Origin of the sequence: Streptomyces sp. GDS52, from assembly GCF_052246875.1 — a bacterium.
GTDB classification, from domain to species: domain Bacteria; phylum Actinomycetota; class Actinomycetes; order Streptomycetales; family Streptomycetaceae; genus Streptomyces; species Streptomyces cathayae.
In genome coordinates this window covers 2,056,010-2,079,679 of the sequence record NZ_CM125966.1, presented here as the reverse complement: position 1 = coordinate 2,079,679, position 23,670 = coordinate 2,056,010, and the positions used below count along the sequence as shown (strand labels likewise).

The following is a 23,670-nucleotide window of genomic DNA, read 5'->3' as shown; positions in this document are numbered from 1 at the left end:
CTGCGACGATCACCGGGTGTGACTCATCGGATCCCCGGCCTCTCACGCCGCACCCGCACCGTGGCTGCCACCGGCCTCAGCGCCCTGGCACTGCTGTCCTCCCCGGCGGTCCTGCCCGCCGCCCACGCCGACCCGCACGCGTCCGCTCCGGCCAGGACGACGGCACCGCCGCCCCGCCCGGCGACCGCCACCGAGGCGGACACGGCCGCCCGGCTGGACGCGATCCGCGACGACCCGCGCCTGGCCGCGGACTTCTTCCGCCGGCTGCCCAAGGGCGGCGATCTGCACAACCACCTCTCCGGCGCGGTCTCCACCGAGTACCTCGTCGAACTGGCCGCCGAGGACGGGCTGTGCGTCGACACCTCGACGATGACCGCCGTCCCGCCCCCGTGCGGTGCGGGCACCCGCCCTGCCGCGGACGCCCGCACCGACCGCGCCTTCCACGACGCGATCGTGCGCGCCTGGTCCATGCAGGACTTCCCGGCCGACGGCAACGGCCACGACCACTTCTTCGACACCTTCGGCAAGTTCGGCGAGGTGACGTGGCGCCACCGCGGGAAACTGCTCGCCGAGGTCGCGAACGACGTCGCCGCGCAGAACCAGTTCTACCTCGAGACCATGGTCACCCCCGCCTCCGACGGGGCGAAGAACCTCGCGGCGGAGGTCGGCTGGGACGCGGACCTTGCCCGGCTGCACGAGAAGCTGACGGCCGGGGGCAGGCTGGACGGGCTGGTCACCGAGGCCCGGAAGGAATCCGACGACGCCGACGTCGAATTCCGTGCCGCCGCAGGCTGCGACACCGGTGCCCCCCAGCCCGCCTGCCGTCTCCCGGTGCGCTGGATCTCCCAGGTCTCGCGCGGCAGTTCACCGGAACGGGTCTTCACACAGATGGCCCTCGGCATGCGCCTGGCCGAACGCGATCCACGGTTCGTCGCGGTCAACCTGGTCCAGCCCGAGGACTCGGAGGGCGCGCTGCGCGACTACAGCCTGCAGATGCGCATGGTGCAGTACCTCCGCGGTGTCTACCCCGCAGCGCACGTCACCCTGCACGCGGGCGAGTTGTGGCCCGGCCTGGTCAAGCCCGCCGACCTCGCGTTCCACATCAAGGAGGCCGTGGACGTCGCCCGCGCCGACCGCATCGGTCACGGAGTCGACCTCGTACACGAGGACGACTGGCAGCGCACCGCCCGCACCATGGCCGCCCGCGAGACCGCCGTCGAGGTCCCCTTCACCAGCAACGCCCAGATCCTCGGTGTGCGCGGCGACGACCACCCCTTCGAGACCTACCGCGCCCACGGCGTGCCCGTCGTACTGGCCACCGACGACCCCGGGGTCAGCCGCATCGACATCAGCCACGAGTACCGGTACGCCGCAGACACCTACGGCCTGTCCTACCCGGAGCTGAAGGAGCTCGCCCGCGCCTCCCTGGAGTACGCCTTCCTCCCGGGCGCGAGCCTCTGGCAGGGCAACCCCACCCGTGACGGCTACCGTCCGGCCGCCGCCTGCCAGGACGTCGACCTCGGTGCCGCCGGCCCCGGTGCGGACTGCCGGGACCTGCTGGAGTCCAGCCCGAAGGCCGCCGCACAGTGGGAGCAGGAAGGGGCCTTCCACCGCTTCGAGTCGAGCTTCCGCACCCAGCGCTGACCCCGCGGCCTCTCGTCTCCCCCAGGTGCCGTGGAGCCCCGTGAGCGCATCCGCGCCGTGGGGCTCCACGGCGCGAGCCCGTGCCTCCGGGGACTCAGCGGGCGAAGAACTCCGTCAGGACCGGGGCCAGGACGTCCGGCTCGACCATGTGGGTCTGGCCGGCCAGGGTGCGGCAGGTGCCCCGGGGGACGGTGTCCGCGATGGCCCGGGCGGCCTCGCGCATCCAGGCCGGGCTCGCGTCGCCCGCGATGGACAGCACCGGCACGGGGATCGACGCCAGCAGCTTCACGGGGACACCACCGTCGCCCATGACGGCGTCGTCGTGGGCGAGGCTCGGCGCCATCGACTCCATACCGGCCCACAGGGGGGACTGCCGGGCGCTCTGGATCACCGCCTCGCCGAGCCCGGTGAGACGGAGGAAGAGCTCCACCGCGTCCCCGCGGCGCCCCTCGGCGAGTGCCCGCGCCAGGCGCTCGGTGTACTGCGCGCGCTCGCGCAGGTCCTCCTCGGACGTCGCGTACGGCGTCTCGTACACGGCGACATGGTGCACCGGCAGCCCGCTCGCCGCCGCGCGCAGCGCCAGCGCGCCGCCCGAGGAGACGCCGTACAGCGACGCCTCCCCGCCCATCGCGGCGATCAGCGCCGCCAGGTCCTCGACCTCGCGTTCCACCGCGTACGGCGGGGTGTCCCCGCTCGCCCCGCGGCCCCGGCGGTCGTAGACGACGACCCGGAACCGCTCCGAGAGCGGTGCGGCCAGCGGCGCCACCGTGGCGCCCGTCGACATCGCGCCGCTGACGAGGACGACCACGGAACCCCGTCCGGCGCTCTCGTGGGCGATGAGGGTGCCGTCACGCGAAACGATGTTCTTGTCCATATCCCCGCAGACTGCCGCACCGCGGCCCGATCCTGGGTGAGGCGGGCCGCGCGTCCGCCGATCGCAACCCTTCTATCCGATCATCGGACTTCCACGTCGTAGAAACACAGGTGGTCCTTGATGTCGCCGACGGCGGGCTTCGGGTCCGGGTAGGCCCAGACGAGATCGGCCGCGTCCGGGCGGGACCAGTAGGACGCGGTGCCCTTGAAGGGGCAGTGGGTGTGGCTCTCGGATGGAGTCAGCAGGTCGAGCCGTACGTCCTCGGGCGGGATGTAGTACCGCGCGGGACAACCCGTCTCGCGCAGCACCAGCGCCCGGTCGCTCTCGGCCAGGACCTCTCCGCCGTGCACCACGCGCACGGGCCGGTCGCTCCGCTCTACGGTGATGCGGTGCCCTCGGGGTTCTCGGGGTTCTCGGGTCACGATCGCTCCTCCTCGGCCGTTCGCCTGTTGCCGGTACAGCGCACACCGGCCCCGGGTTCTTCCCCCCGGGGGCTCGGCAGGGGCGCCGGGCCGGGCCCGTACTGTGGGCCCGTGAACATCTGTGTCTTCCTCTCCGCGGCCGACCTCGACGAGCGCTACACGGGCCCCGCGCGGGAGTTCGCCCGGCTGCTGGGCAAGGGCGGCCACACCCTGGTGTGGGGCGGCTCCGACGTCGGCCTGATGAAGGTCGTCGCCGACGGGGTGCAGGAGGAGGGCGGGCGGCTCCTCGGCGTCTCGGTGGAGTTCCTGGCGGCGAAGGCGCGCCGGGATGCCGACGAGATGGTGATCGCCCCCGACCTGGCGGAGCGCAAGCGCCTGCTCCTCGAGAAGGCCGACGCGGTGGTGATCATGGTGGGCGGCACCGGCACCCTGGACGAGGCCACCGAGATCCTGGAGCTGAAGAAGCACGGGCACACGGACAAACCGGTGGTCCTGCTGAACACCGCGGGCTTCTACGACGGCCTCAAGACGCAGTTCCGGCGGATGGAGGACGAGGGCTTCCTGCCCCGCGCCCTCACCGACCTGGTGTTCTTCGCCGAGGAGCCCGTCGGGGCCCTGGCGTACCTGGAGGAGAGCCAGGGCATCGAGTGATCCACCGGTGATGCGAGCATGGCGGCATGGCTACACATGTGATCACCGGAGCGGGCTCCGGCATCGGCGCGGCCGTCGCCCGCAGGCTGCACGCGCGCGGTGACGAAATCGTGCTGCACGCGCGTGAGGCGGGGCGGGCGAAGGAACTGGCGGCCGCGTTCCCCGGGGCGCGGACCCTCGTCGGCGACCTGGCGGACCCCGAGAGGCTCAGCTGGGCCTTCTCCCACCAGTCGCTCCCGGACCGGGTGGACTCCCTGCTGCACATCGCCGGCGTCGTCGACCTCGGCACGGTCGGCGAGCTGACCCCGAAGACCTGGCGTCACCAGCTCGACGTCAACCTCGTCGCCCCCGCCGAACTCACCCGCCACTTCCTGCCCCAGCTCCGCGCGAGCCGGGGCCACGTGGTCTTCGTCAACTCCGGCGCCGGCCTGAACGCCCACGCCCGGTGGGGCGCCTACGCGGCCTCCAAGCACGGCCTGAAGGCGCTCGCCGACTCGCTGCGCGGGGAGGAGCACGAGAACGGCGTCCGCGTCACCTCGGTCTACCCCGGCCGCACCGCCAGCCCCATGCAGGCCAAGGTCCACCAGCAGGAGGGCAAGGAGTACGACCCCGACCGGTGGATCGACCCCGAGTCGGTCGCCACGACCATCCTGATGGCCCTCGACCTGCCCAGGGACGCGGAGGTCAACGATCTGACGGTACGACCGGGACGCTGACCCCCCAGGCGTACGGACCGGGACGCGGGACGCCCGGCCCGTTCCGTACGCTTCTCCGGTGAGCGATAACAGCCAGTTCAGGTTCGGGGCCGCGACCGGTATCGGGTCGATGCCGGGCGGGGACGCCCGCGAGGCCGTCAAGACCGTCACCGGAAGCTTCGAGGACTTTCCGTTCCTGCCCGAACTGCCCGCCCGGGGGCCCGGCGCGGACATGATCGGACGGACCGCCGGGATGCTCGTCGAGCTGTACGCGCGCGTGGAGCCCAGCGGCTGGCGGATCGGGGACCGGCCGGGGCGGGACACCAGGCGGGCCCGCTCCTGGCTCGGTGAGGACCTCGACGCCCTGGAGGAGTTCACCCAGGGGTACCAGGGCCCGCTGAAGGTGCAGGCCGTGGGCCCGTGGACGCTCGCCGCCCAGCTGGAGCTGAAGAACGGGGAGGTCGCCCTCTCCGACCCCGGCGCCTGCCGTGACCTCACGGCCTCGCTCGCCGAGGGGCTGCGTCTGCACCTCGACGAGATGCGGCGCCGGGTGCCCGGCGCGCGGCTCGTCCTCCAGCTCGACGAGCCGTCCCTCACCGACGTCCTGCACGGCCGGGTGCGCAGCGCCAGCGGCTACCGCACCCACCGCGCGGTGGACCGGCAGCTGGTCGAGGCCGCGCTCCGGGACGTGGTCGGGATGCACGACGGCGGACCCGTCGTGGTCCACTCGTGCGCGCCGGACGTGCCGTTCGCCCTGCTGCGCCGGGCGGGCGCACAGGCGATCTCCTTCGACTTCTCGCTCCTCACCGAACGTGACGACGACACGATCGGGGAGGCGGTGGAGAGCGGCACCCGGCTGTTCACCGGCGTCGTGCCGGGCACGGACGGCCCGTTGTCAGACCCTGCCGGTAGCGTCATGGGGGTCAGAACGCTGTGGCGCAGGCTGGGGCTGCGGCCGGACCTTCTCCCGGAGGCGGTCACGGTCACCCCGGCGTGCGGACTCGCGGGGGTCTCCCCGGAGTACGCGCGCAAGGCCTACGCGCACTGCGTCCGGGCGGCGAGATCCCTGGCGGACAACCCAGAGTAACGGGAGGACACACGGTGGCGGGTGACAAGCAGGCGGAGACGACGAGCGTGCCGGCCGAGGCACGGGAGCGGCACGCCAAGCTCGCTGAGCAGATCGAGGAGCACCGCTTCCGGTACTACGTGAACGACGCGCCCGTCGTCAGCGACGCCGAGTTCGACCGGCTGCTGCGGGAGCTGGAGGCGCTGGAGGAGGCGTATCCGGAGCTGCGCACGCCCGACTCGCCGACCCAGAAGGTCGCCGGGGCGTACGAGACGGAGTTCACCTCCGTGCAGCACGTCTCGCGGATGCTCTCCCTCGACAACACCTTCAACGACGACGACCTCGCCGCCTGGGTCGAGCGCATCCACAAGGAGCTGGGCGAGCAGAGGTTCCACTTCCTGTGCGAGCTGAAGGTCGACGGCCTCGCCGTCAACCTCACCTACGAGCGGGGCCGGCTGGTCCGCGCGGCGACCCGGGGCGACGGCCGCACCGGCGAGGACATCACGCCCAACGTCCGTACCATCGCCGAGATCCCGGACCGGCTGGAGGGCGACGAGGTCCCCGGCCTCGTGGAGATCCGCGGCGAGGTCTTCTTCCCGATGGAGAAGTTCCAGGGGCTCAACGCCCGTCTGGTGGAGGCCGGTGACAAGCCCTTCGCCAACCCCCGCAACGCGGCGGCGGGTTCGCTGCGCCAGAAGGACCCGCGGGTCACCGCCGGCCGTCCGCTGCACATGGTCGTCCATGGCATCGGTGCCCTGGAGGGGTTCACCGGACCGACCCGGCTCTCCGAGGCGTACGACCTGCTGAAGACCTGGGGCCTGCCCACCTCCCCGCACAACAGGGTCGTCGACGGTCTCGCCGGCGTACGGGAGTTCATCGCGTACTACGGCGAGAACCGGCACTCCGTGGCGCACGAGATCGACGGAGTGGTGGTCAAGCTCGACGAGATCCCGCTCCAGGGCCGTCTCGGCTCCACCTCGCGCGCCCCGCGCTGGGCCATCGCGTACAAGTACGCGCCCGAGGAGGTCAACACCAGGCTGGTCAACATCCGCGTGGGGGTGGGCCGTACGGGCAGGGTCACGCCGTACGCGCAGGTCGAGCCGGTCACCGTGGCCGGTTCCGAGGTGGAGTTCGCCACGCTGCACAACCAGGACGTGGTCAAGGCCAAGGGCGTCCTCATCGGTGACACGGTGGTGCTGCGCAAGGCCGGTGACGTCATCCCGGAGATCCTCGGCCCGGTCGCCGACCTGCGGGACGGCAGCGAGCGTGAGTTCGTGATGCCGGCCGAGTGCCCGGAGTGCGGCACGCCGCTGCGCGCGATGAAGGAGGGCGACGTCGACCTGCGCTGCCCCAACGCCCGGGCCTGCCCAGCCCAGTTGAGGGAACGGCTGTTCTACCTCGCGGGCCGCAGGGCGCTGGACATCGAGCACTTCGGCTATGTCGCCGCGGCGGCGCTCACCAGGCCGCTGGAGCCCGAGGACCCGCCGCTGAGGGACGAGGGCGACCTGTTCGACCTCACCGTCGAGCAGTTGCTGCCCATCAAGGCGTACGTCCTCGACCAGGACAGCGGTCTGCCCAAGCGGGACCCGAAGACGGGCGAGGAGAAGATCGCCACGGTCTTCGCCAACCAGGAGGGCGAGCCGAGGAAGAACGCGGTCGCGATGCTGGCGAACATCGAGGCGGCCAAGGAGCGCCCGCTCGCACGCGTCCTCACCAGCCTGTCCATCCGGCACGTCGGCCCGGTCGCGGCCGAGGCGCTGGCCCGGGAGTTCCGGTCCATCGACCGGATCGAGCAGGCCACCGAGGAGGAGTTGGCCGGTACCGAGGGCGTCGGCGGCATCATCGCCACCTCCCTCAAGCAGTGGTTCGCCGAGGAGTGGCACCGCGAGATCATCCGCAAGTGGCGGGCGGCCGGTGTCCGCATGGAGGACGAGGGGTCCGGCGAGGACGAGGGCCCGCGTCCGCTGGCGGGACTGACGGTCGTGGTGACCGGCACCCTGGAGCACCACACCCGGGACGGCGCGAAGGAGGAGCTGCAGGCCCGGGGAGCGAAGGTGACCGGTTCGGTCTCGAAGAAGACGTCCTTCGTGGTCGTGGGAGACAACCCCGGGTCGAAACACGACAAGGCGATGCAGCTCAAGGTGCCGGTTCTGAACGAGGAGGGCTTCACCGTCCTTCTCGAGGAAGGGCCGGAAGCAGCCTCCGACATGGCACTTCAGGCCGAGGAGTAGGGGTGGGAGGCCACCCGATCGGTGCATATCAGATGCATACGGGTGGCTGGGGCGCATTCGGGCAACCGTCGGCGACCGGTGCCCCTGACAGCCCTCTGCGGCCTAGTGTTGGGATGTGCGCCTGCCGTGCCCAGTTGCGGTCGGGGCATCCCTGTATTCATGACGGGGCCGTGGAAGGGCTTTCTGTCACGGAGCGCTGAGGACAGTCGGGTATCGAGCCGTGTGGCGTGGGCACCGCCGGCTGTGAGAGGGACGGGAATGGAACCCACCGAGAGGGCCGCCCCGGGCTCACGGCTGCGCCTGGGCCTGCGCCGCATGGCGGCCGTAGGGCGATGCAGACGGGGGGACGGGCGGTCCGCGGGGCACCCGGCCGCCCAGGGGCGCCCGGTGGCGTACACCGTGGACGCGCGGGGCGCCGGACCGCCGGCCGTGGGGCAGCCGGTCGCCGGGCAGGCGGCCGGCGGGCGGCCTGGGGCCGGACGCACTCCCGGGCGGCCCCCGCGGGGTTCGGGACGGTCGCCGCGCGGTCCCCGGGCGTCCTCGCCGGGCACCGGGCTGCCCCCGCACCGCACCGGACTGCCCGGAGCGGACGCCGAACGCCACCCGTCCTGGCCCGCGTTGCCCACCGCGGTCGTCGGGGCGGCGGCGTTCGTCCTGGGCGTCGGCTTCCTGCGGGCGTTCACCGGCGGTCACGCGCTCTTCCCGTCCGGCCGGGTCGGCTGGTCGCTGGCCGTGCTGACCGGGATCATCGTCGGTCACCTGGTGATGCTGGGCCGCTCCCGGTGGTGGGGCGGCACCGGCTCGGGCAGCGCCCTCACCCTCGCGGTGCTGCTGCTCTACGGCTGGGTCCCGGCCGGCCTGGTCAGCCTCACCGTGGTCGTACTGGTCGGCGTAGCCAGGCGGGGCCGCTGGCGCCAGGGCATCCTGCACGGCGCGGTGGACCTGCTCGGCATCAGCGCCGGCGCGCTGGTGCCGGCCCTCTTCGGGTCCGTACCGTCCGTCGAGTCCCCCTCGACCCCGGACACCTGGGGCCTGCACACCGCTGCCGAGGTGGTGCTGGCCGCCGCCGCGTACCTCGTGGTCACCCGCACCCTCCTGTGGTACCTGCGCACCCCGCGCGCCGGACTGCCCACCGTCGCCCGCACCGACCTGGTCAGACAAGGCCTGGTCGCGGTCGCGCTGCTCGGCATAGCGCCGCTGATCTGCGTGGTCGCGTACGCCCGGCCGATCCTGCTGCCGCTGTTCGCCATCCCGCTGATCGCGCTCGACTCCACCCTGTGGATAGCCAGGGCCCGGGCGGAGGAGCAGCTGCGCGATCCGCTGACCGGGCTGCCCAACCGCCAGTGGCTGCTGGAACGTATCTGGACCGCGCTGGACGACGCCGAGCGCGTCGGCGCCCGTGCCGCCCTGATGCTGATCGACCTCGACCGTTTCCGATCGGTCAATGACACTCTCGGTCACCTCGCCGGTGACCGGCTGCTGCTGCAGATCGCCGACCGGCTGAGGCTGGCCCTGCCGCGCGGGGCGGAGGCCGCGCGGCTCGGTGGCGACGAGTTCGCCGTGTTACTGCCGGTCGCCGGCTCCACGACGTCCGCGACCCGGGTCGCCCGCGGTCTGGTCTCCGCGCTCAGCTCGCCGCTCGACCTCGACGGGCTCACCCTCGTGCTGGAGGCCAGCGCGGGCGTCGCCGTCTTCCCCGACCACGCCCTCGACGCCGAGGGGCTGCTGCGGCGGGCGGACGTGGCGATGTACCAGGCCAAACGGGGCCGTACCGGCGTCGAGGTCTACGAGTCCAAGCGGGACTCCAACACCCCCGACCGGCTGGGGCTCCTGGGCGACCTGCGCCGGGCCCTGGACGCCCACGAGGTCCAGCTCCACTACCAGCCCAAGGTCCGTTTCGACGGACAGGTGGCGGGCCTGGAGGCCCTGGTCCGCTGGGTGCACCCGGAGCGCGGCCGGGTCCCGCCGGACGAGTTCATAGCGATCGCCGAGTCCTCCGGTCTGATGCCGCACCTCACCGAGTACGTGCTGGAGACCGCCCTCGGGCAGGTCGCCCGGTGGCGTTCCCAGGGCCTGTTCGTGCCGGTCGCGGTCAACGTCTCCCCGCGCGACGTCCACAGCCCCGGCTTCGCCGGCTCCGTCGCGGCGCGACTGGCCCGGCACGGCGTGCCGGCGGGGGCGCTCCAGCTGGAGATCACCGAGCACGTCCTCCTGGAGGACCCGCAGCGCGCCGCCGACACCCTCAACGCGCTGACCGGCCACGGCGTGAAGATGTCCCTGGACGACTTCGGCACCGGCTACTCCTCCCTCGTGCACCTGCGGCGGCTGCCCGTCAGCGAACTGAAGATCGACCGCTCCTTCGTGGCCCGGCTGGCCGTCGACACCGAGGACGCCGAGATCGTGCGCTGCACCGTCGACCTCGCCCACTCGCTCGGCCTGCTCGTCGTCGCCGAGGGCGTCGAGGACGACGAGACCTGGGAACGCCTGCGCGACCTCGGCTGCGACGCCGTCCAGGGCTGGCTGGTCGCGGCCGCGATGCCGCCCGAGGAGACCACGGCCTGGCTCCTCGCCCGCGGCTCCCGAGGCTGGCAGCGCCCGGCGGCCCTCCCGGTGGCGGCGTCCGACGACTCGACCCGCCCGGCCTGACACCGCCCCGGGCCGGCCGTGCGGGTGCGGCCGGTGCGGTGTCGGGGGCGGTGCCGGCCCGGGTTCCGGCGTGTCGATCACGGCACCGGTGTGCCGTGATTCCGGTGGCGGGGGAAACCGTTTCACGGGTACGGGGCGGTGCCCCATAGGATTGGGGCCTGTCGTCACCTTCCCGCCCGCCGCTCCACGCCTGGCCCGGATCGCGACGGCCTAGTCCCGAACCGCACACTCACCCCAGAGGATCGCTGCATGCCTGGCATTACGCGCGAGGAGGTCGCCCACCTCGCCCGGCTGGCGCGTCTGGAGCTGAAGCCCGAAGAACTCGACCACTTCGCAGGCCAGCTCGACGACATCATCGGCGCGGTGGCCCGCGTCAGCGAGGTCGCCGACCAAGACGTACCGCCGACCTCGCACCCGCTGCCGCTGACGAACGTCATGCGCCCGGACGAGGTCCGTCCCTCGCTCACCCCCGAGCAGGCGCTCTCCGGCGCCCCGGCCCAGGAGCAGCAGCGTTTCAAGGTGCCGCAGATCCTGGGGGAGGACTGAATCCCATGACGGACATCATCAAGCTCACGGCCGCCGACACCGCCGCGAAGATCGCCTCCGGCGAGCTCACGGCCGTCCAGGTCACCGAGGCACACCTGGCCCGGATCGAGGCCGTCGACGAGAAGGTGCACGCCTTCCTGCACGTCGACCGCGAGGGCGCCCTCGCCCAGGCCCGTGCCGTCGACGAGAAGCGCGCCAAGGGGGAGAAGCTCGGCCCGCTGGCCGGCGTGCCCCTCGCGCTCAAGGACATCTTCACCACCGAGGGCATCCCGACCACCGTCGGCTCCAAGCTCCTCGAGGGCTGGATCCCGCCGTACGACGCGACGCTCACCCAGCGGCTCAAGGCCGCCGACGTCGTCATCCTCGGCAAGACCAACATGGACGAGTTCGCCATGGGGTCGTCGACCGAGAACAGTGCCTACGGCCCGACCGGCAACCCCTGGGACCTCACCAAGATCCCCGGTGGCTCCGGCGGCGGCTCGAGCGCCGCGCTCGCCTCCTTCCAGGCCCCCCTGGCCATCGGCACCGACACCGGCGGCTCCATCCGCCAGCCGGCCTCCGTCACCGGAACGGTCGGTGTGAAGCCGACCTACGGCGCGGTCTCCCGCTACGGCATGGTGGCGTTCTCCTCCTCCCTGGACCAGGGCGGCCCCTGTGCCCGCACGGTCCTGGACGCGGCCCTGCTGCACGAGGTGATCGCCGGACACGACCCGCTCGACTCCACCTCCATCGACGCCCCGGTCCCGCCGGTCGTCGAGGCCGCCCGCAACGGCTCGGTCCAGGGCATGCGCGTCGGCGTGGTCAAGCAGTTCCGCGGCGAGGGCTACCAGGCCGGCGTCATCCAGCGGTTCGACGAGTCCGTCGAACTGCTCAGGGAACTGGGCGCCGAGATCGTCGAGCTGGACTGCCCGTCCTTCGACCTCGCGCTGTCGGCGTACTACCTGATCGCCCCCTCCGAGTGCTCCTCCAACCTCGCCCGCTTCGACGGCCTGCGCTACGGCCTGCGGACCGGCGACGACGGTACGCACTCCGCCGAGGAGGTCACCTCGCTGACCCGCGAGGCCGGCTTCGGCCCGGAGGTCAAGCGCCGCATCATGCTCGGCACGTACGCCCTGTCGAGCGGCTACTACGACGCGTACTACGGCAGCGCCCAGAAGGTCCGTACGCTCATCAAGCAGGACTTCGACAAGGCGTTCGAGCAGGTCGACGTGATCGTCTCGCCGACGACCCCCACCACCGCCTTCGCGATCGGTGAGCGTGCCGACGACCCGATGGCGATGTACCTGGCCGACCTGTGCACCATCCCGACCAACCTGGCGGGCAACGCGGCCATGTCGCTGCCCTGCGGCCTCGCGCCCGAGGACAACCTGCCGGTCGGACTGCAGATCATCGCCCCGGTCATGAAGGACGACCGCCTCTACAAGGTGGGTGCTGCCGTCGAGGCCGCCTTCGTGGAAAAGTGGGGCCACCCGCTGATCGAGGAGGCTCCGTCGCTGTGAGCGCACTGTCCAAGGCCAAGGGCTTCAAGAAGTCCAAGTCGGGTCTGTACGTCTCGATGGCCACCTCGGCGTTCGGCGCCGTGGGTGTCTACAAGCAGATCAAGAAGGCGCGTGGCGACAACGACACGCTGCGGCTGATCGACGCCGTCGTCACCGCCACCGCGGTCGTCACCAACCTCGCCCTCCTCTACCGCGAGCTGAAGCGGCTGGGCGACGACGACGTCCTGCTGGGCTGAGAGGGAAGTTTCACCGTGACCACCACGATCGACCTGGTGTCGTACGAGGACGCGCTGGCGTCGTACGACCCCGTCATGGGCCTCGAGGTCCATGTCGAGCTCGGCACCAGGACCAAGATGTTCTGCGGCTGCTCGACCACCCTGGGCGCCGATCCGAACACCCAGACCTGCCCCACCTGTCTCGGCATGCCGGGCGCGCTCCCCGTCGTCAACGCGATCGGCGTCGAGTCCGCCGTCAAGATCGGCCTCGCGCTGAACTGCGAGATCGCCGAGTGGTGCCGCTTCGCCCGGAAGAACTACTTCTATCCGGACATGCCGAAGAACTTCCAGACCTCCCAGTACGACGAGCCGATCGCCTTCGACGGCTACCTCGACGTGCAGCTGGAGGACGGCGAGACCTTCCGCGTGGACATCGAGCGCGCCCACATGGAGGAGGACACCGGCAAGTCGACGCACGTCGGCGGCGCCACCGGCCGTATCCACGGCGCGTCCCACTCCCTGCTCGACTACAACCGCGCCGGCATCCCGCTCATCGAGATCGTCACCAAGCCGATCGAGGGAGCGGGCGAGCGTGCCCCCGAGGTCGCGCGCGCCTACGTGCGTGAGCTGCGCGAGCTCATCCGGGCGCTCGGCGTGTCCGAGGCCCGGATGGAGATGGGCCAGATGCGCTGCGACGTCAACCTGTCGCTGCGCCCGCACGGGCGGGAGAAGTTCGGCACCCGCTCGGAGACGAAGAACGTCAACTCGCTGCGGTCCGTGGAGCGCGCGGCCCGCTTCGAGATCCAGCGGCACGCCGCCGTGCTGAACGACGGCGGGACGATCATCCAGGAGACCCGGCACTTCCACGAGGACACGGGGTCGACGACCTCCGGCCGCGTGAAGGAGGAGGCCGAGGACTACCGGTACTTCCCGGAGCCCGACCTGGTCCCGGTGGCGCCGTCCCGCGAGTGGGTCGAGGAACTGCGCGCCGGGCTGCCCGAGCTGCCGCTGGTGCGTCGCAACCGGCTCCGCGAGGAGTGGGCGGTCTCCGGCACCGACATGCAGTCGATCCTCAACGCGGGTGCGCTGGACCTGATCGTCGCCACGATCGACGCCGGCGCGGACGCGGCCTCCGCCCGCAAGTGGTGGATGGGCGAGCTGGCCCGCGCCGCCAACGAGTCCGCCAAGGCGCTCGACGAGCTGGCGATCACGCCGGAGCAGGTCGCCCGCCTCACCGAGCTGGTGAACGCCGGGGACCTCAACGACAAGCTGGCCCGTCAGGTCATCGAGGGCGTCCTCGCGGGCGAGGGCACGCCGGACGAGGTCGTCGAGAAGCGCGGTCTGAAGGTCGTCTCCGACGAGGGCGCGCTCACCAAGGCCGTGGAGGAGGCCATCGCCGGCAACCCGGCCATCGCGGACAAGATCCGCGGCGGCAAGGTCGCCGCGGCCGGCGCGCTGGTCGGTGCCGTCATGAAGGCCACCCGCGGCCAGGCGGACGCGGCCCGCGTGAAGGAGCTGATCCTTCAGCAGCTGGGCGTCGAGGGCTGATCCCGCACAGCGGCCAGGGGGTGCACCGGTCTCCGGTGCACCCCCTCGGCATGCGGTCGGCGGCGGCCGGTCAGACGCGCCGGCCCACCACGCGGGTGAAGCCCAGTGTCTGCCCGCGGTCCGCGCGCACCATCTCCGCCGAGGTCCGGGCCATGTCCGCCATGAAGTCGCTGGAGCTCTCCTCGGCACACACCTCGCTCCACAGCAGCCAGTCCCGCCAGCCGTCCGGCTGCCAGTCGGCCGCCTCGACCGCCACCGCCCCGCTGCGGGACCAGTGGCGGTGCCACCAGCCGGGGGAGTGGAAGGACCAGAAGGCGGGCTCCCAGAAGGGCTTCAGATGCTCCGGCGGCTCGGTGCCCTCGAGCTCCTCGCGGGTCGCGGGGACGACGACACCGATCCGCCCACCCGGCCTGAGCAGCCGGGTCAGCGTCGGCAGGTACAGATCGTCGGTGCCGAAGTAGTGGTACGCGTCGATGGAGACGATCGCGTCGAAGCTCTCCTCCCCGAAGGGCAGGTCGTGCGCCTCGGCGAGAACCGGCAGCACCCGGTCGGCGACGCCCGCCTCGGCGATGCGGCGCGCGTTCTCGTCGGGCTTGATCCACAGGTCGGCGGCGGTGACCTGAACGTCGTACTCCCGGGCCAGGAAGACGGACGTCATCGCCCGTCCGCAGCCCAGGTCGAGCACGCGGGCGCCGGGGCGCAGGGTGTCGAGGCCGAGGGCCGGGGCCAGCCATTCCAGCAGCCACAGCGCGTGCGGGCCCATCTGGTTCTCGATGGTCCAGCGGACGTCGTAGGCGCTGCTGCGGGGGTAGTGGGGGAGGGCCAGGCGGTCAGTGAGGTCGTCGTGCGGGGGGTGCGATGTGATGTCCGACATGGGTGAACGGGCTCCTCGGGTCCGTGTAAGGGGAAAGTACTGCGTCGGGAACCGGGCGGACCGGCATCAAAGCACCTGCTTCGGTCGGCGGCGGGCTGCCGCGGAACGTCGGACCGACGGACGGTAACAGGTGGGCGCCGCCCCCGCATCAGGGTTTCCGAGGCCGAGGCGATACGCTCCCGCGGCATGAGTGGACGCGCAGATTCCGACATACCCCTGAAGACCCGGGGGGAGCCGGCCGAAGCGCCGCAGGACGCCGATGCCGACGAGGAGACGAGCGCCGCCGGGACCGCCGGGGTCGACGGTCCCGGCGAGGACGCCGAGACCGTCGAGGATGAGGACACCGAGGAAGAGGACGCCGAAGCCGACGAGCGGGAGGCGCGCAGGGCACGGTGGGCCGCGGTCTGCACCGGCGCGGTGCTCGCCCTCGCGGGACTGGCCGCCGCCCTGCTCCGGCTCACCGGCTCCGCTCCGCTCCTCGTCCCGGCGGCCTACGCCTGCGGGGCCGGCGGCTGCGCCCTCGCCGCCGTACTGGGCTCACGCGGCCGGACCCGCAGGGCGCTGTGGCTGTTGGTCGCGGGGCTGATGGTGATGGCGCTGGGGGATCAATTCGATTGATGCGTCTGATGCGTCTGATGCGTCTGATGCGTCTGATGCGTCTGATGCGTCTGATGCGGTTGGTTCGGCTGAGCCGCGGGTCGAAGCGGGTGGGTGAAGGGTGAGCCGGGTCATGTCCGACGGCGGAGGCGGTGTGTCTGTCCGGTGAGTCGTTCCTCAGCGCTGTGAATAAGGACACGAAAGCGACTATCGATCACTTTTGCCTGTAACAGTTGCATTGCATTGCTCATGCGTTCTTTGCGGGTTGTTCCGGTCATATCGACTGCTCCCGGTCAAAGATCCACACCGTCACCATGGGAGCACGTTTCGTGGCAGCCCTCGCACGCTGGTGTGTCCGACGCCGTCTGATCACGGTCCTGCTGTGGCTCCTCGCCTTCGGCGGGGTCGCGGCGGGGGCCTTCGCTACCGGATCCACGTACTCGAACGACTACGACGTGCCCGGCACCGAGTCCGGACACGCCGCCACACTGCTGCACGAGGGCTTCCCGGCCCTGGGGGGTGACAGCGACACCCTCGTCTGGCACACCCCGTCCGGCAGCGTCCGGGACCCCGGCGTCGAACAGACCATGACCCGCACCCTGGACCGGATCGAGGAACTGCCCGGCGTCACCGCCGTGACCGGCCCGTACGACGCCCAGGGCCCCGGCCGGATCAGTGCCGACGGCCGCACCGCCTACGCCACCGTCACCTTCGACGACCCGGCCAAGGACATCGACCCGGCCGAGGCGGCCGTCGTGCTCGAGGCGGCCCAGACCGCGGAGAGCGACGGACTCCAGGTCGAGGTGGGCGGCAGCGCCGCCGCACTGACCGAGGCCCCCGAGGGGCACCTCGCCGAGGTCGTCGGTGTGGCCGTCGCCGCCGTCGTGCTCTTCCTCGCCTTCGGCTCGCTCGCCGCCTCGCTGCTCCCCATCGCCACCGCGCTGGTCGGGGTCGGCACCGCCTACGCCGGAATCGTGCTGCTCGGGCACGTGATGACCGTCGCCGACTTCGCGCCCATGCTCGGCATGCTGATCGGACTGGGCGTCGGCATCGACTACGCGCTGTTCATCGTGACCAGGCACCGGCGCGGACTGAAGCGCGGGCTGTCCGTCACCGAGGCCGCCACCGAGGCCGTCGCCACCACCGGACGCGCGGTCGTGTTCGCGGGTGCCACCGTGTGCATAGCCCTGCTGGGCATGCTGATCCTCCGGCTGAACTTCCTCAACGGCGTCGCCGTCGCGGCCTCACTCACCGTCGTGCTGACCGTGGCCGCCTCCATCACCCTGCTGCCCGCCCTGCTGTCGTTCATCGGCATGCGCGCGCTCAACCGCCGCGAGCGGCGCCGACTGGCGGAACTCGGCCCCCAGCCCGACCTGCCGACCGGCTTCGCCGCCCGCTGGTCGGTCTTCGTCGAGCGCCACCCCAGGCTGCTCGGCGCGCTCGCACTGGTCGTGATGGCGGTACTGGCGCTGCCCACCCTCTCCCTGCACCTCGGCACCTCCGACCAGGGCAACGCACCCAAGACGTCCACCACCCGCCAGGCCTACGACCTCCTTGCCGACGGCTTCGGGCCCGGGGTCAACGGCCCCCTCACCCTCGTCACCGAGGTCGACGGCGCCGCCGACCGGCTCGCCCTGGACCGGCTCGGCCCCACGCTGAACGCGACCGAGGGCATCGCGTCCGTGGGACCGGTGGTCCACAGCTCCGGCGGTGACACCGCGTACCTCACCGTGGTGCCCGAGTCCTCCCCGCAGTCGAAGCAGACCAGCGACCTCGTCGACCGGCTGCGCCAGGACGTGCTGCCGCGCGCCGAGACCGGTACCACCCTCGATGTACAGGTCGGTGGGGTGACGGCCGGCTACGACGACTTCGCCGACGTCATCGTCGGCAAGCTGCCCGTGTTCGTGGGCGTCGTCGTCGGCCTGGGCTGTCTGCTGCTCCTGCTCGCCTTCCGGTCCATCGCCATCCCGCTCAAGGCCGCCGCGATGAACGTGGCCGCCGTCGCCGGCGCCTTCGGCGTGGTCGTGGCGATCTTCCAGTGGGGCTGGGGCAGCGAACTGCTCGGCCTCGGCAGCGCGGGCCCCATAGAACCCTTCCTTCCCGTGATCATGGTGTCGGTCCTCTTCGGGCTCTCCATGGACTACCAGGTCTTCCTCCTCAGCCGCATGTACGAGGAATGGCTGGAGACCGGTGACAACCGGCGCGCGGTACGGGTCGGCCTCGCGGAGACCAGCAGGGTGATCAACTCCGCGGCCGTGATCATGATCTCGGTCTTCCTCGCCTTCGTCCTGACCGGCGACCGCGTGATCGCCATGTTCGGCATCGCGCTCGCCGTGGCCGTCGCCATCGACGCCTTCGTGCTGCGGACCCTGCTGGTCCCCGCGCTCATGCATCTGCTCGGCGGGGCCAACTGGTGGCTGCCGCGCTCGCTGGACCGGATCCTGCCGCGCATCAGCATCGAGCCTCCCGAGGCCCGCGCCGCCCATGAAAAGCTGATCACGGCCACGGCCACGACCACGGACGCCGGGGTGGCGACCGTGCCCGCGCAGCAGGAGGGGCGGAACCGGGATGTACGCGATACGACTGGGTGACGACGGAGCCGAACTGCGCCCCCTGGAGCCCTGGCACGCGGAGGAGTTCCTCGCCCATCTGGAGCGGGGCCGGGAGTTCATCAACCAGTACGTCCCCTTCGGCTCCCGGGCCACCGACGTGCCCACCGCGCGGGAGGCGCTCCAGCGGTACGCCGACCTCCGCGCCGCCGACACGGCCTCGCTGCACGGCCTGTGGCTGGACGGCAGGCTCGTGGGCGGGGTGCTCACCCTCCACTTCGACGCCGAGAACGGCACCTGTGAGGTGGGCTGCTGGCTCGAGCCCGCCGCCACCGGACGCGGGCTCGTCACCCGCGCGATGCGGGTGCTGATCGACTGGGCGGTCGAACAGCGCGGCATCCACCGCGTGGAGTGGGTCGCCGCCGCCGGCAACGAGTCCAGCCTCAACACCGCCCGCCGGCTCGGCATGACCCGGGACGGGGTGCGCCGCGAGGCCCATCTCCACCACGGCGTACGGCACGACCTGGAGGTGTGGTCGGTCCTGGCCCCCGAATGGCGGCGGACCCGCGCCCGTGCGGACCGATAGCGCCCGCGCCCCGGAGTCGTCCGGGCCGCATCCGGGATGGATCCGGGACGCACCGCGATCACGGGGCCTTAGGCCGTTCACGGGCCCCATGGGCGGCCTAAGGCCCCTCACCCGTGTCCCGCCGCATGTCTAAGGCCCCGACGGCCGCCGAAGATGCGGAACTCTTCCGATGTGGCCGGCCCGCCTGGGAGACGAAGGTGGAGGCATCGCGGAAAGCGATGTCCGACACCCACTCTCCGAGGGAACACACCATGTACGAGTACGAGATCCACACGTACCGTTCCGCCGAGCTCATCCGCGAGGCCGAGCAGGAGCATCAGGCCCGCGAGGCCGTCCGCCTCGAGCGCGCCGCCCGCCGCAAAGCAGCGGCGCGGGGCGCCGAACCCGGGAGCCATAGCCGCGGCCCACGCCGGCACCGGTTCACCCGAGCCGTGTGAACACCGAGCGGAACAGAGGACTCCGGCCTGCTCCCGCTGCCGACGGGCGCCGTCCGGTGGTGCCCCGCTCGGTGAAAACCGGTGCCGCGATGTCGGACCCCCGTGCGATGCTCGGGGCTGTGGAGACCAGGACCGTCAGTCCCGTGTTCGTCGGCCGTGCCGGTGAACTCGACGCGTTGAACACCGCGCTCGCCCGCGCCACCGCAGGCGCGGGCGAGCCGCAGGCGCTGCTCATCGGAGGAGAGGCCGGCGTCGGGAAGACCCGCCTCGTCGAGGAGTTCGCCGCCGAGGCCCGCCGCCGGGGCGCGGTCGTCGCGCCCGGCGGCTGCGTCGAGATCGGCGCCGACGGGCTGCCCTTCGCCCCCTTCTCCACCGCCCTGCGCGGGCTGCGCCGCGAACTGCCCGGCCGGCTCGCCGCCGCGGCCGCCGGACAGGAGGAGGAACTGGCCCGCCTGCTGCCCGAACTCGGCACCGTCGCTCCCGAGGCCCGGCGCGACGAACAGGGCATGGCCCGCCTCTTCGAACTCACCGCCCGCCTGCTGGAGCGCGTCGCTGCCGAGCACACCGTCGTCCTCGCCCTGGAGGACCTGCACTGGGCGGACGCCTCCACCCGGCATCTGCTCTCCTACCTCTTCCGCACCCTGCGCACCGGCCGTCTCGTCGTCCTCGCCACCTACCGCTCCGACGACATCCACCGACGCCACCCGCTGCGCCCCCTCCTCGCCGAACTCGACCGGCTCCGCACGGTCCACCGCATCGAACTCCCCCGCTTCAACCGCGAGGAGGTCGGCCGTCAGATCGCCGGCATCCTCGCCCGGGAACCCGAACCGGACCGCGTCGACGAGATCTTCGAACGCTCCGACGGCAACGCCTTCTTCGTCGAGGAACTCGCCGTCGCCTCCCGCGAGGGCCACCGCACCGGTCTCACCGACTCCCTGCGCGATCTGCTCCTGGTCAGGGTCGAGCGCCTGCCGGAGAGCGCCCAGCAGGTGGTCCGGTTCGTCGCCGAGGGCGGCTCCACGGTCGAGTACCGGCTGCTGTCCGCCGTCGCCCGGCTCGCCGAGGACGACCTCCTCGACGCGCTGCGCTCGACGGTGAACGCCGGCATCCTCACGCCCGCGCCCGAGCGCGACGGCTACCGCTTCCGCCACTCCCTGGTCCGCGAGGCCGTCAGCGACGACCTGCTGCCCGGCGAACGCTCCCGCCTCAACCGCCGCTACGCCGAGGCCCTGGAGGCCGACCCCACGCCGGTGCCCGCCGACGAGCGGGTGACGCGCCTGGCCAGCTACTGGTACCACGCCCACGACGCGGCCAAAGCGCTGCCCGCCGTCCTCGACGCCTCCGTCGAGGCCCGCCGACGCCATGCCTACTCCGAGCAACTGGGCCTGCTGGAGCGGGCGATGGAGCTCTGGGACGCCGTCCCCGACGACATACGGGCCACCCTGCGCCCCCTCGACTACGCCGAGGTCTACCCTCCCTGCGGCTGCGACCCCGAGACCACCCCCCTGCGCTACCTCGACCTGATGGCCGAGGCCGCCGTCGCCGGACGGTTCTGCGGGGAACGCGAACGCGCCATGAAGATCACCAAGCGCGCCCTGCGCCTCCTGGACGAGGATCCGGACCCCCTGCGCGCCGCCTGGTTCTGGGTGCAGCGCTCCCGGCTGACCCAGTCCCTCGCCCGCGGTGACGGCTGGGCCGAACTCAGCACCGCACAGGACCTGGTGCGCGGCCTGCCTCCCTCCGAGGTGCACGCCGACGTCCTCGCCGTGGCCGCCGGCTGGTGGATGCTGCACGAACCGGGCCCGGAAGCCATGGCCGCCGCCGAACGGGCTGTCGAGTACGCGCGCATGGTCGGTGCCCACGACATCGAGCTCAACGCCCGGCTCACCCTCGGCGGCCTCATGGTCGACGCCGGCGACATCGACCGCGGCCTCGCCGAGCTGTACGGCGTCAAAGACCGGGCGACCGAACTGGACGTGATCACGGTGGTGTGCCGCAGCCATGTGAACCTGCCGTCCGTCCTCGAAGGCGTCGGCCGCTCGGAGGAGGCGGTGGGCCTGCTCCGCGAAGGCGTCCGGCTGACCCGCAGGCTCGGACTGCTGGACACCGAGGGCTGGGTGTGGTGCAACCTCGCCGAATCCCTCCACTCCCTCGGCCGCTGGGACGAGGCAGCCGAGGCCGTGGCCAACGCCCAGCACCTGGAACAGAGCGCCAAACCGCGGGCCGGAGCCTGGATGCTCCTGGCTCATCTCGCCCTCGGCCGGGGCGAGATGGCTGCGGCCGAACGCCATCTGAGCACCGCCCGTGCCTCCTTCGGCACCCATGACCCCATGCCGCAGTACTCCCTGCCGATGGCCTCGGTCGCCATCGGCATCGCCGCCGCCGAGGGCCGCCTCCCCGACGCCCGGGCCGAACTGCTCACCGCCCTCGACACCGGCCTGCCGCCCGGCACCCAGCGCTACGGCTGGCCGCTTCTGCTCGCCGCCACGACCGCCGAAGCCGACGCCTACGGCAACCCGGCGACTGAACCGGACCGCCCCCAGATCCTCGAACACCTCCGTACGGCGGCCAAGACCCTGGCAACCGGCGTCCCCGTATGGCAGGCGTACGACATATGGCTGCGCGCCGAACTGCTGCGCGCCGAGGGCCGGCCGGCGCCGGAGGAGTGGGCCGCCGTCGTCGCCGCGCTGGAACCGCTGGAGCGGCCCTACGACCTCGCGCGGGCCCGCTTCCGGCTCGCCGAGGCGCTGCTCGCCTCCGGGGCGGGCGAGGACGAGCGTGCCCGCGCCACGGAGCTGCTGCGGCTGTCCGGAGCCGTCGCCGAGCACCTCGGAGCCGCCCCGCTGGCCCGGTCGGTCGCCCAGCTGGCCCGGCGCGCCCGCCTCGCCCCGGCCACCGCCGCTCGGGAGCCCGCCCCGGCGTCCACGGATCCGGCCGACGCCCTCGGCCTCACCGGCCGGGAACGCGACGTCCTGCGCCTGGTGGCCGCCGGCCACACCAACCGCCGTATCGCCGAGCAGCTCTTCATCTCGCCGAAGACGGCCAGCGTCCACGTGTCCAACATCCTCGCCAAACTGGGCGTCTCCGGCCGGGGCGAGGCGGCGGCGCTGGCCCATCGGCTGGGCCTCTTCCCGGCCTCGGCAGGGAAGAGGCAGGCCGCGGGATGATGGGTGCCATGCCCACGCGGCCCTGGAAAGGGGAGCGATGTTCAACGCCTTCGAGGAACTGTTCGCACCCGGCCGCACACACACCCGCGACGAGCAGAAGCGGCTGGAGCTGTCCCGGGAGGACGTCGGTGACGCCGACCCCGGACGCGGCCCGATAGACCTCGCGTCCGGAAAGGTCGTCGTCCGCCCGTCACCGGCCGAACCGCAACAGGAACCGGAACCGGACGAGGGCCCCTAGCTCACCCGTACCTCCAGGATGCGGTCGTCGCCCTTCTTCGGGGTGAGGTGGCCGTCCGTGTTGCTGGTGACCAGCCACAGCTTGTCGCCGCCGGCCGACGCCACCGTGCGCAGCCGGCCGTACTCACCCTCGAGGAAGGCCTGCGGTTCCGCCGAGACCTCCGTGCCCTTGAGCGGGATCCGCCACAAACGCTCGCCGCGCAGGCCCGCCATCCAGATCGACCCCTCGGCGTACGCGATGCCGCTGGGGGATGCCTCGTCCGTCCTCCACTGGGCCACCGGATCGTGGAAGCCGTCGTCGGACGAGCCTTCGGCCTCGGGCCAGCCGTAGTTGTCACCGGGCTTGATCGCGTTCAGTTCGTCCCAGGTGTTCTGGCCGAACTCCGAGGCGAACAGGCGCTGTTTGCCGTCCCAGGCCAGGCCCTGCACATTGCGGTGGCCGTACGAGTACACCGGGGAGTCGGGGAACGGGTTGCCCGGTGCCGGCTCACCCTCCGGGGTCAGCCGAAGGATCTTGCCGCCCGGGGACTCCTTGTCCTGGGAGAGCCCGGTGTCCCCGCTCTCGCCCGTGCCCACGTACAGCATCTTGTCCGGGCCGAACGCGATCCGGCCGCCGTTGTGGACCATCCCCTTGGGGATGCCGCGGAAGACGGTGTCGGGTGCGCCCAGCTGCTTGCCCGCGGGCTTCTTCTCGTCGTAGATCATCCGGACGATGCGGTTGTCCGAGGCCGAGGTGAAGTAGGCGTAGACCATGTGGTCCGAGGCGAACTCGGGGGAGAGCGCGATGCCGAGCAGGCCCCCCTCGCCGCCCGGCGCCACCCCCGGCACCTCGCCCAGCTCGGACTTCTCGCCCGTCTCCGTGTCGACCCGGGTGATCGTCGCCTCGTCCCGGGAGGACACCAGCAGATCGCCGTCGGCCAGGGGCGCGAGACCCCAGGGGGTGTTCAGGTCCTCGGTGACCGTGCGGAGCACCTTCACCGAGCCCTTCGCCGGCGGTGTCTCCTCGGCGCCGCGCTCCGCGGGCGAGGACTGCCCCGTCGCACGGCTCGACGGGCTGTCGCCTCCCTCCGGCGCCCCTCCGTCGCCGGAGGAACATCCGGCCGTCAGCAGAAGCGCGGCGGTCAGCACAGCCGTAACGGCTCGATGATGCACGATCTTGTCCCTTCGACGCGGCAGGTTCTCCCAG

Annotated in this window: 20 protein-coding genes; 16 read left to right on the top strand and 4 right to left on the bottom strand. The window is 72.1% G+C overall.

The window, feature by feature from the left end:
* Positions 1 to 18: 18 nt before the first annotated feature.
* The gene (locus ACTWJ9_RS09275; RefSeq protein ID WP_388705972.1) at positions 19 to 1,644 is read left to right on the top strand and encodes an adenosine deaminase family protein; all 1,626 of its coding nucleotides are present in this window, start codon (positions 19 to 21) and stop codon (positions 1,642 to 1,644) included.
* A 94-nt stretch (positions 1,645 to 1,738) separates the two neighbouring features.
* On the opposite strand, the gene ACTWJ9_RS09270 is transcribed toward ACTWJ9_RS09275, so the two are convergent.
* On the bottom strand, positions 1,739 to 2,518 hold the full coding sequence (locus tag ACTWJ9_RS09270; RefSeq protein WP_279333750.1) for an alpha/beta fold hydrolase: 780 nt from the start codon (positions 2,516 to 2,518) through the stop codon (positions 1,739 to 1,741).
* Positions 2,519 to 2,598: 80 nt separating this feature from the next.
* Positions 2,599 to 2,940 carry a DUF427 domain-containing protein gene (locus ACTWJ9_RS09265; protein WP_279333749.1) on the bottom strand — a complete coding sequence of 114 codons (342 nt, stop codon included), beginning with the start codon at positions 2,938 to 2,940 and terminating at the stop codon, positions 2,599 to 2,601.
* A 111-nt stretch (positions 2,941 to 3,051) separates the two neighbouring features.
* Between ACTWJ9_RS09265 and ACTWJ9_RS09260 the strand changes: the two genes are divergently transcribed.
* The 9 genes from ACTWJ9_RS09260 to gatB all read left to right on the top strand — a co-directional run bounded on the left by ACTWJ9_RS09260 (position 3,052) and on the right by gatB (position 14,037).
* Positions 3,052 to 3,591, top strand: coding sequence for a TIGR00730 family Rossman fold protein (locus ACTWJ9_RS09260; protein ID WP_387036411.1), 540 nt, complete (start codon positions 3,052 to 3,054; stop codon positions 3,589 to 3,591).
* A 26-nt stretch (positions 3,592 to 3,617) separates the two neighbouring features.
* Positions 3,618 to 4,307, top strand: a complete 690-nt coding sequence (locus ACTWJ9_RS09255) for an SDR family oxidoreductase (RefSeq protein WP_387036409.1) — start codon at positions 3,618 to 3,620, stop codon at positions 4,305 to 4,307.
* Positions 4,308 to 4,365: 58 nt separating this feature from the next.
* Entirely contained in the window at positions 4,366 to 5,373 is a 1,008-nt protein-coding gene (locus ACTWJ9_RS09250; protein WP_279333746.1) for a methionine synthase, read from the top strand.
* A gap of 14 nt (positions 5,374 to 5,387) precedes the next feature.
* Complete coding sequence (gene ligA, locus ACTWJ9_RS09245) at positions 5,388 to 7,583, top strand: NAD-dependent DNA ligase LigA (RefSeq protein ID WP_387036407.1); 2,196 nt, start codon at positions 5,388 to 5,390, stop codon at positions 7,581 to 7,583.
* Positions 7,584 to 7,841: 258 nt separating this feature from the next.
* Positions 7,842 to 10,229, top strand: coding sequence for a putative bifunctional diguanylate cyclase/phosphodiesterase (locus tag ACTWJ9_RS09240; protein ID WP_387036405.1), 2,388 nt, complete (start codon positions 7,842 to 7,844; stop codon positions 10,227 to 10,229).
* A 249-nt stretch (positions 10,230 to 10,478) separates the two neighbouring features.
* A complete protein-coding gene (gene gatC, locus ACTWJ9_RS09235) occupies positions 10,479 to 10,775 on the top strand; it encodes an Asp-tRNA(Asn)/Glu-tRNA(Gln) amidotransferase subunit GatC (RefSeq protein ID WP_031117542.1) in 297 nt (98 codons plus the stop codon).
* 5 nt (positions 10,776 to 10,780) lie between these two features.
* Positions 10,781 to 12,274 carry an Asp-tRNA(Asn)/Glu-tRNA(Gln) amidotransferase subunit GatA gene (gene gatA / locus ACTWJ9_RS09230; RefSeq protein ID WP_279333743.1) on the top strand — a complete coding sequence of 498 codons (1,494 nt, stop codon included), beginning with the start codon at positions 10,781 to 10,783 and terminating at the stop codon, positions 12,272 to 12,274.
* Complete coding sequence (locus tag ACTWJ9_RS09225; protein WP_279333742.1) at positions 12,271 to 12,510, top strand: hypothetical protein; 240 nt, start codon at positions 12,271 to 12,273, stop codon at positions 12,508 to 12,510. Before gatA ends, ACTWJ9_RS09225 begins: the two co-directional genes overlap by 4 nt.
* 15 nt (positions 12,511 to 12,525) lie before the next feature.
* Complete coding sequence (gene gatB, locus ACTWJ9_RS09220; protein ID WP_387036402.1) at positions 12,526 to 14,037, top strand: Asp-tRNA(Asn)/Glu-tRNA(Gln) amidotransferase subunit GatB; 1,512 nt, start codon at positions 12,526 to 12,528, stop codon at positions 14,035 to 14,037.
* Positions 14,038 to 14,107: 70 nt separating this feature from the next.
* On the opposite strand, the gene ACTWJ9_RS09215 is transcribed toward gatB, so the two are convergent.
* Positions 14,108 to 14,911: an SAM-dependent methyltransferase gene (locus ACTWJ9_RS09215; protein ID WP_387036400.1), complete on the bottom strand. Its 804-nt coding sequence runs from the start codon at positions 14,909 to 14,911 to the stop codon at positions 14,108 to 14,110.
* A gap of 186 nt (positions 14,912 to 15,097) precedes the next feature.
* Here ACTWJ9_RS09215 and ACTWJ9_RS09210 point away from each other — a divergent pair, with 186 nt between their 5' ends.
* The 6 genes from ACTWJ9_RS09210 (at position 15,098) to ACTWJ9_RS09185 (ending at position 22,485) form a co-directional block, all read left to right on the top strand.
* On the top strand, positions 15,098 to 15,529 hold the full coding sequence (locus ACTWJ9_RS09210; RefSeq protein ID WP_388705960.1) for a hypothetical protein: 432 nt from the start codon (positions 15,098 to 15,100) through the stop codon (positions 15,527 to 15,529).
* Positions 15,530 to 15,837: 308 nt separating this feature from the next.
* Positions 15,838 to 18,099: an MMPL family transporter gene (locus ACTWJ9_RS09205; RefSeq protein WP_443295553.1), complete on the top strand. Its 2,262-nt coding sequence runs from the start codon at positions 15,838 to 15,840 to the stop codon at positions 18,097 to 18,099.
* Complete coding sequence (locus ACTWJ9_RS09200) at positions 18,077 to 18,643, top strand: GNAT family N-acetyltransferase (protein ID WP_279333735.1); 567 nt, start codon at positions 18,077 to 18,079, stop codon at positions 18,641 to 18,643. The genes ACTWJ9_RS09205 and ACTWJ9_RS09200 overlap by 23 nt, the downstream gene beginning before the upstream one ends.
* A gap of 251 nt (positions 18,644 to 18,894) precedes the next feature.
* Complete coding sequence (locus ACTWJ9_RS09195; protein WP_279333734.1) at positions 18,895 to 19,080, top strand: hypothetical protein; 186 nt, start codon at positions 18,895 to 18,897, stop codon at positions 19,078 to 19,080.
* A gap of 107 nt (positions 19,081 to 19,187) precedes the next feature.
* A complete protein-coding gene (locus tag ACTWJ9_RS09190; protein WP_279337913.1) occupies positions 19,188 to 22,247 on the top strand; it encodes a helix-turn-helix transcriptional regulator in 3,060 nt (1,019 codons plus the stop codon).
* A 37-nt stretch (positions 22,248 to 22,284) separates the two neighbouring features.
* Complete coding sequence (locus tag ACTWJ9_RS09185; protein WP_279333733.1) at positions 22,285 to 22,485, top strand: DUF6191 domain-containing protein; 201 nt, start codon at positions 22,285 to 22,287, stop codon at positions 22,483 to 22,485.
* On the opposite strand, the gene ACTWJ9_RS09180 is transcribed toward ACTWJ9_RS09185, so the two are convergent.
* Positions 22,482 to 23,636, bottom strand: coding sequence for a PQQ-dependent sugar dehydrogenase (locus ACTWJ9_RS09180; protein ID WP_279333732.1), 1,155 nt, complete (start codon positions 23,634 to 23,636; stop codon positions 22,482 to 22,484). The two genes, ACTWJ9_RS09185 and ACTWJ9_RS09180, sit on opposite strands and share 4 nt — an antisense overlap.
* Positions 23,637 to 23,670: the final 34 nt, after the last annotated feature.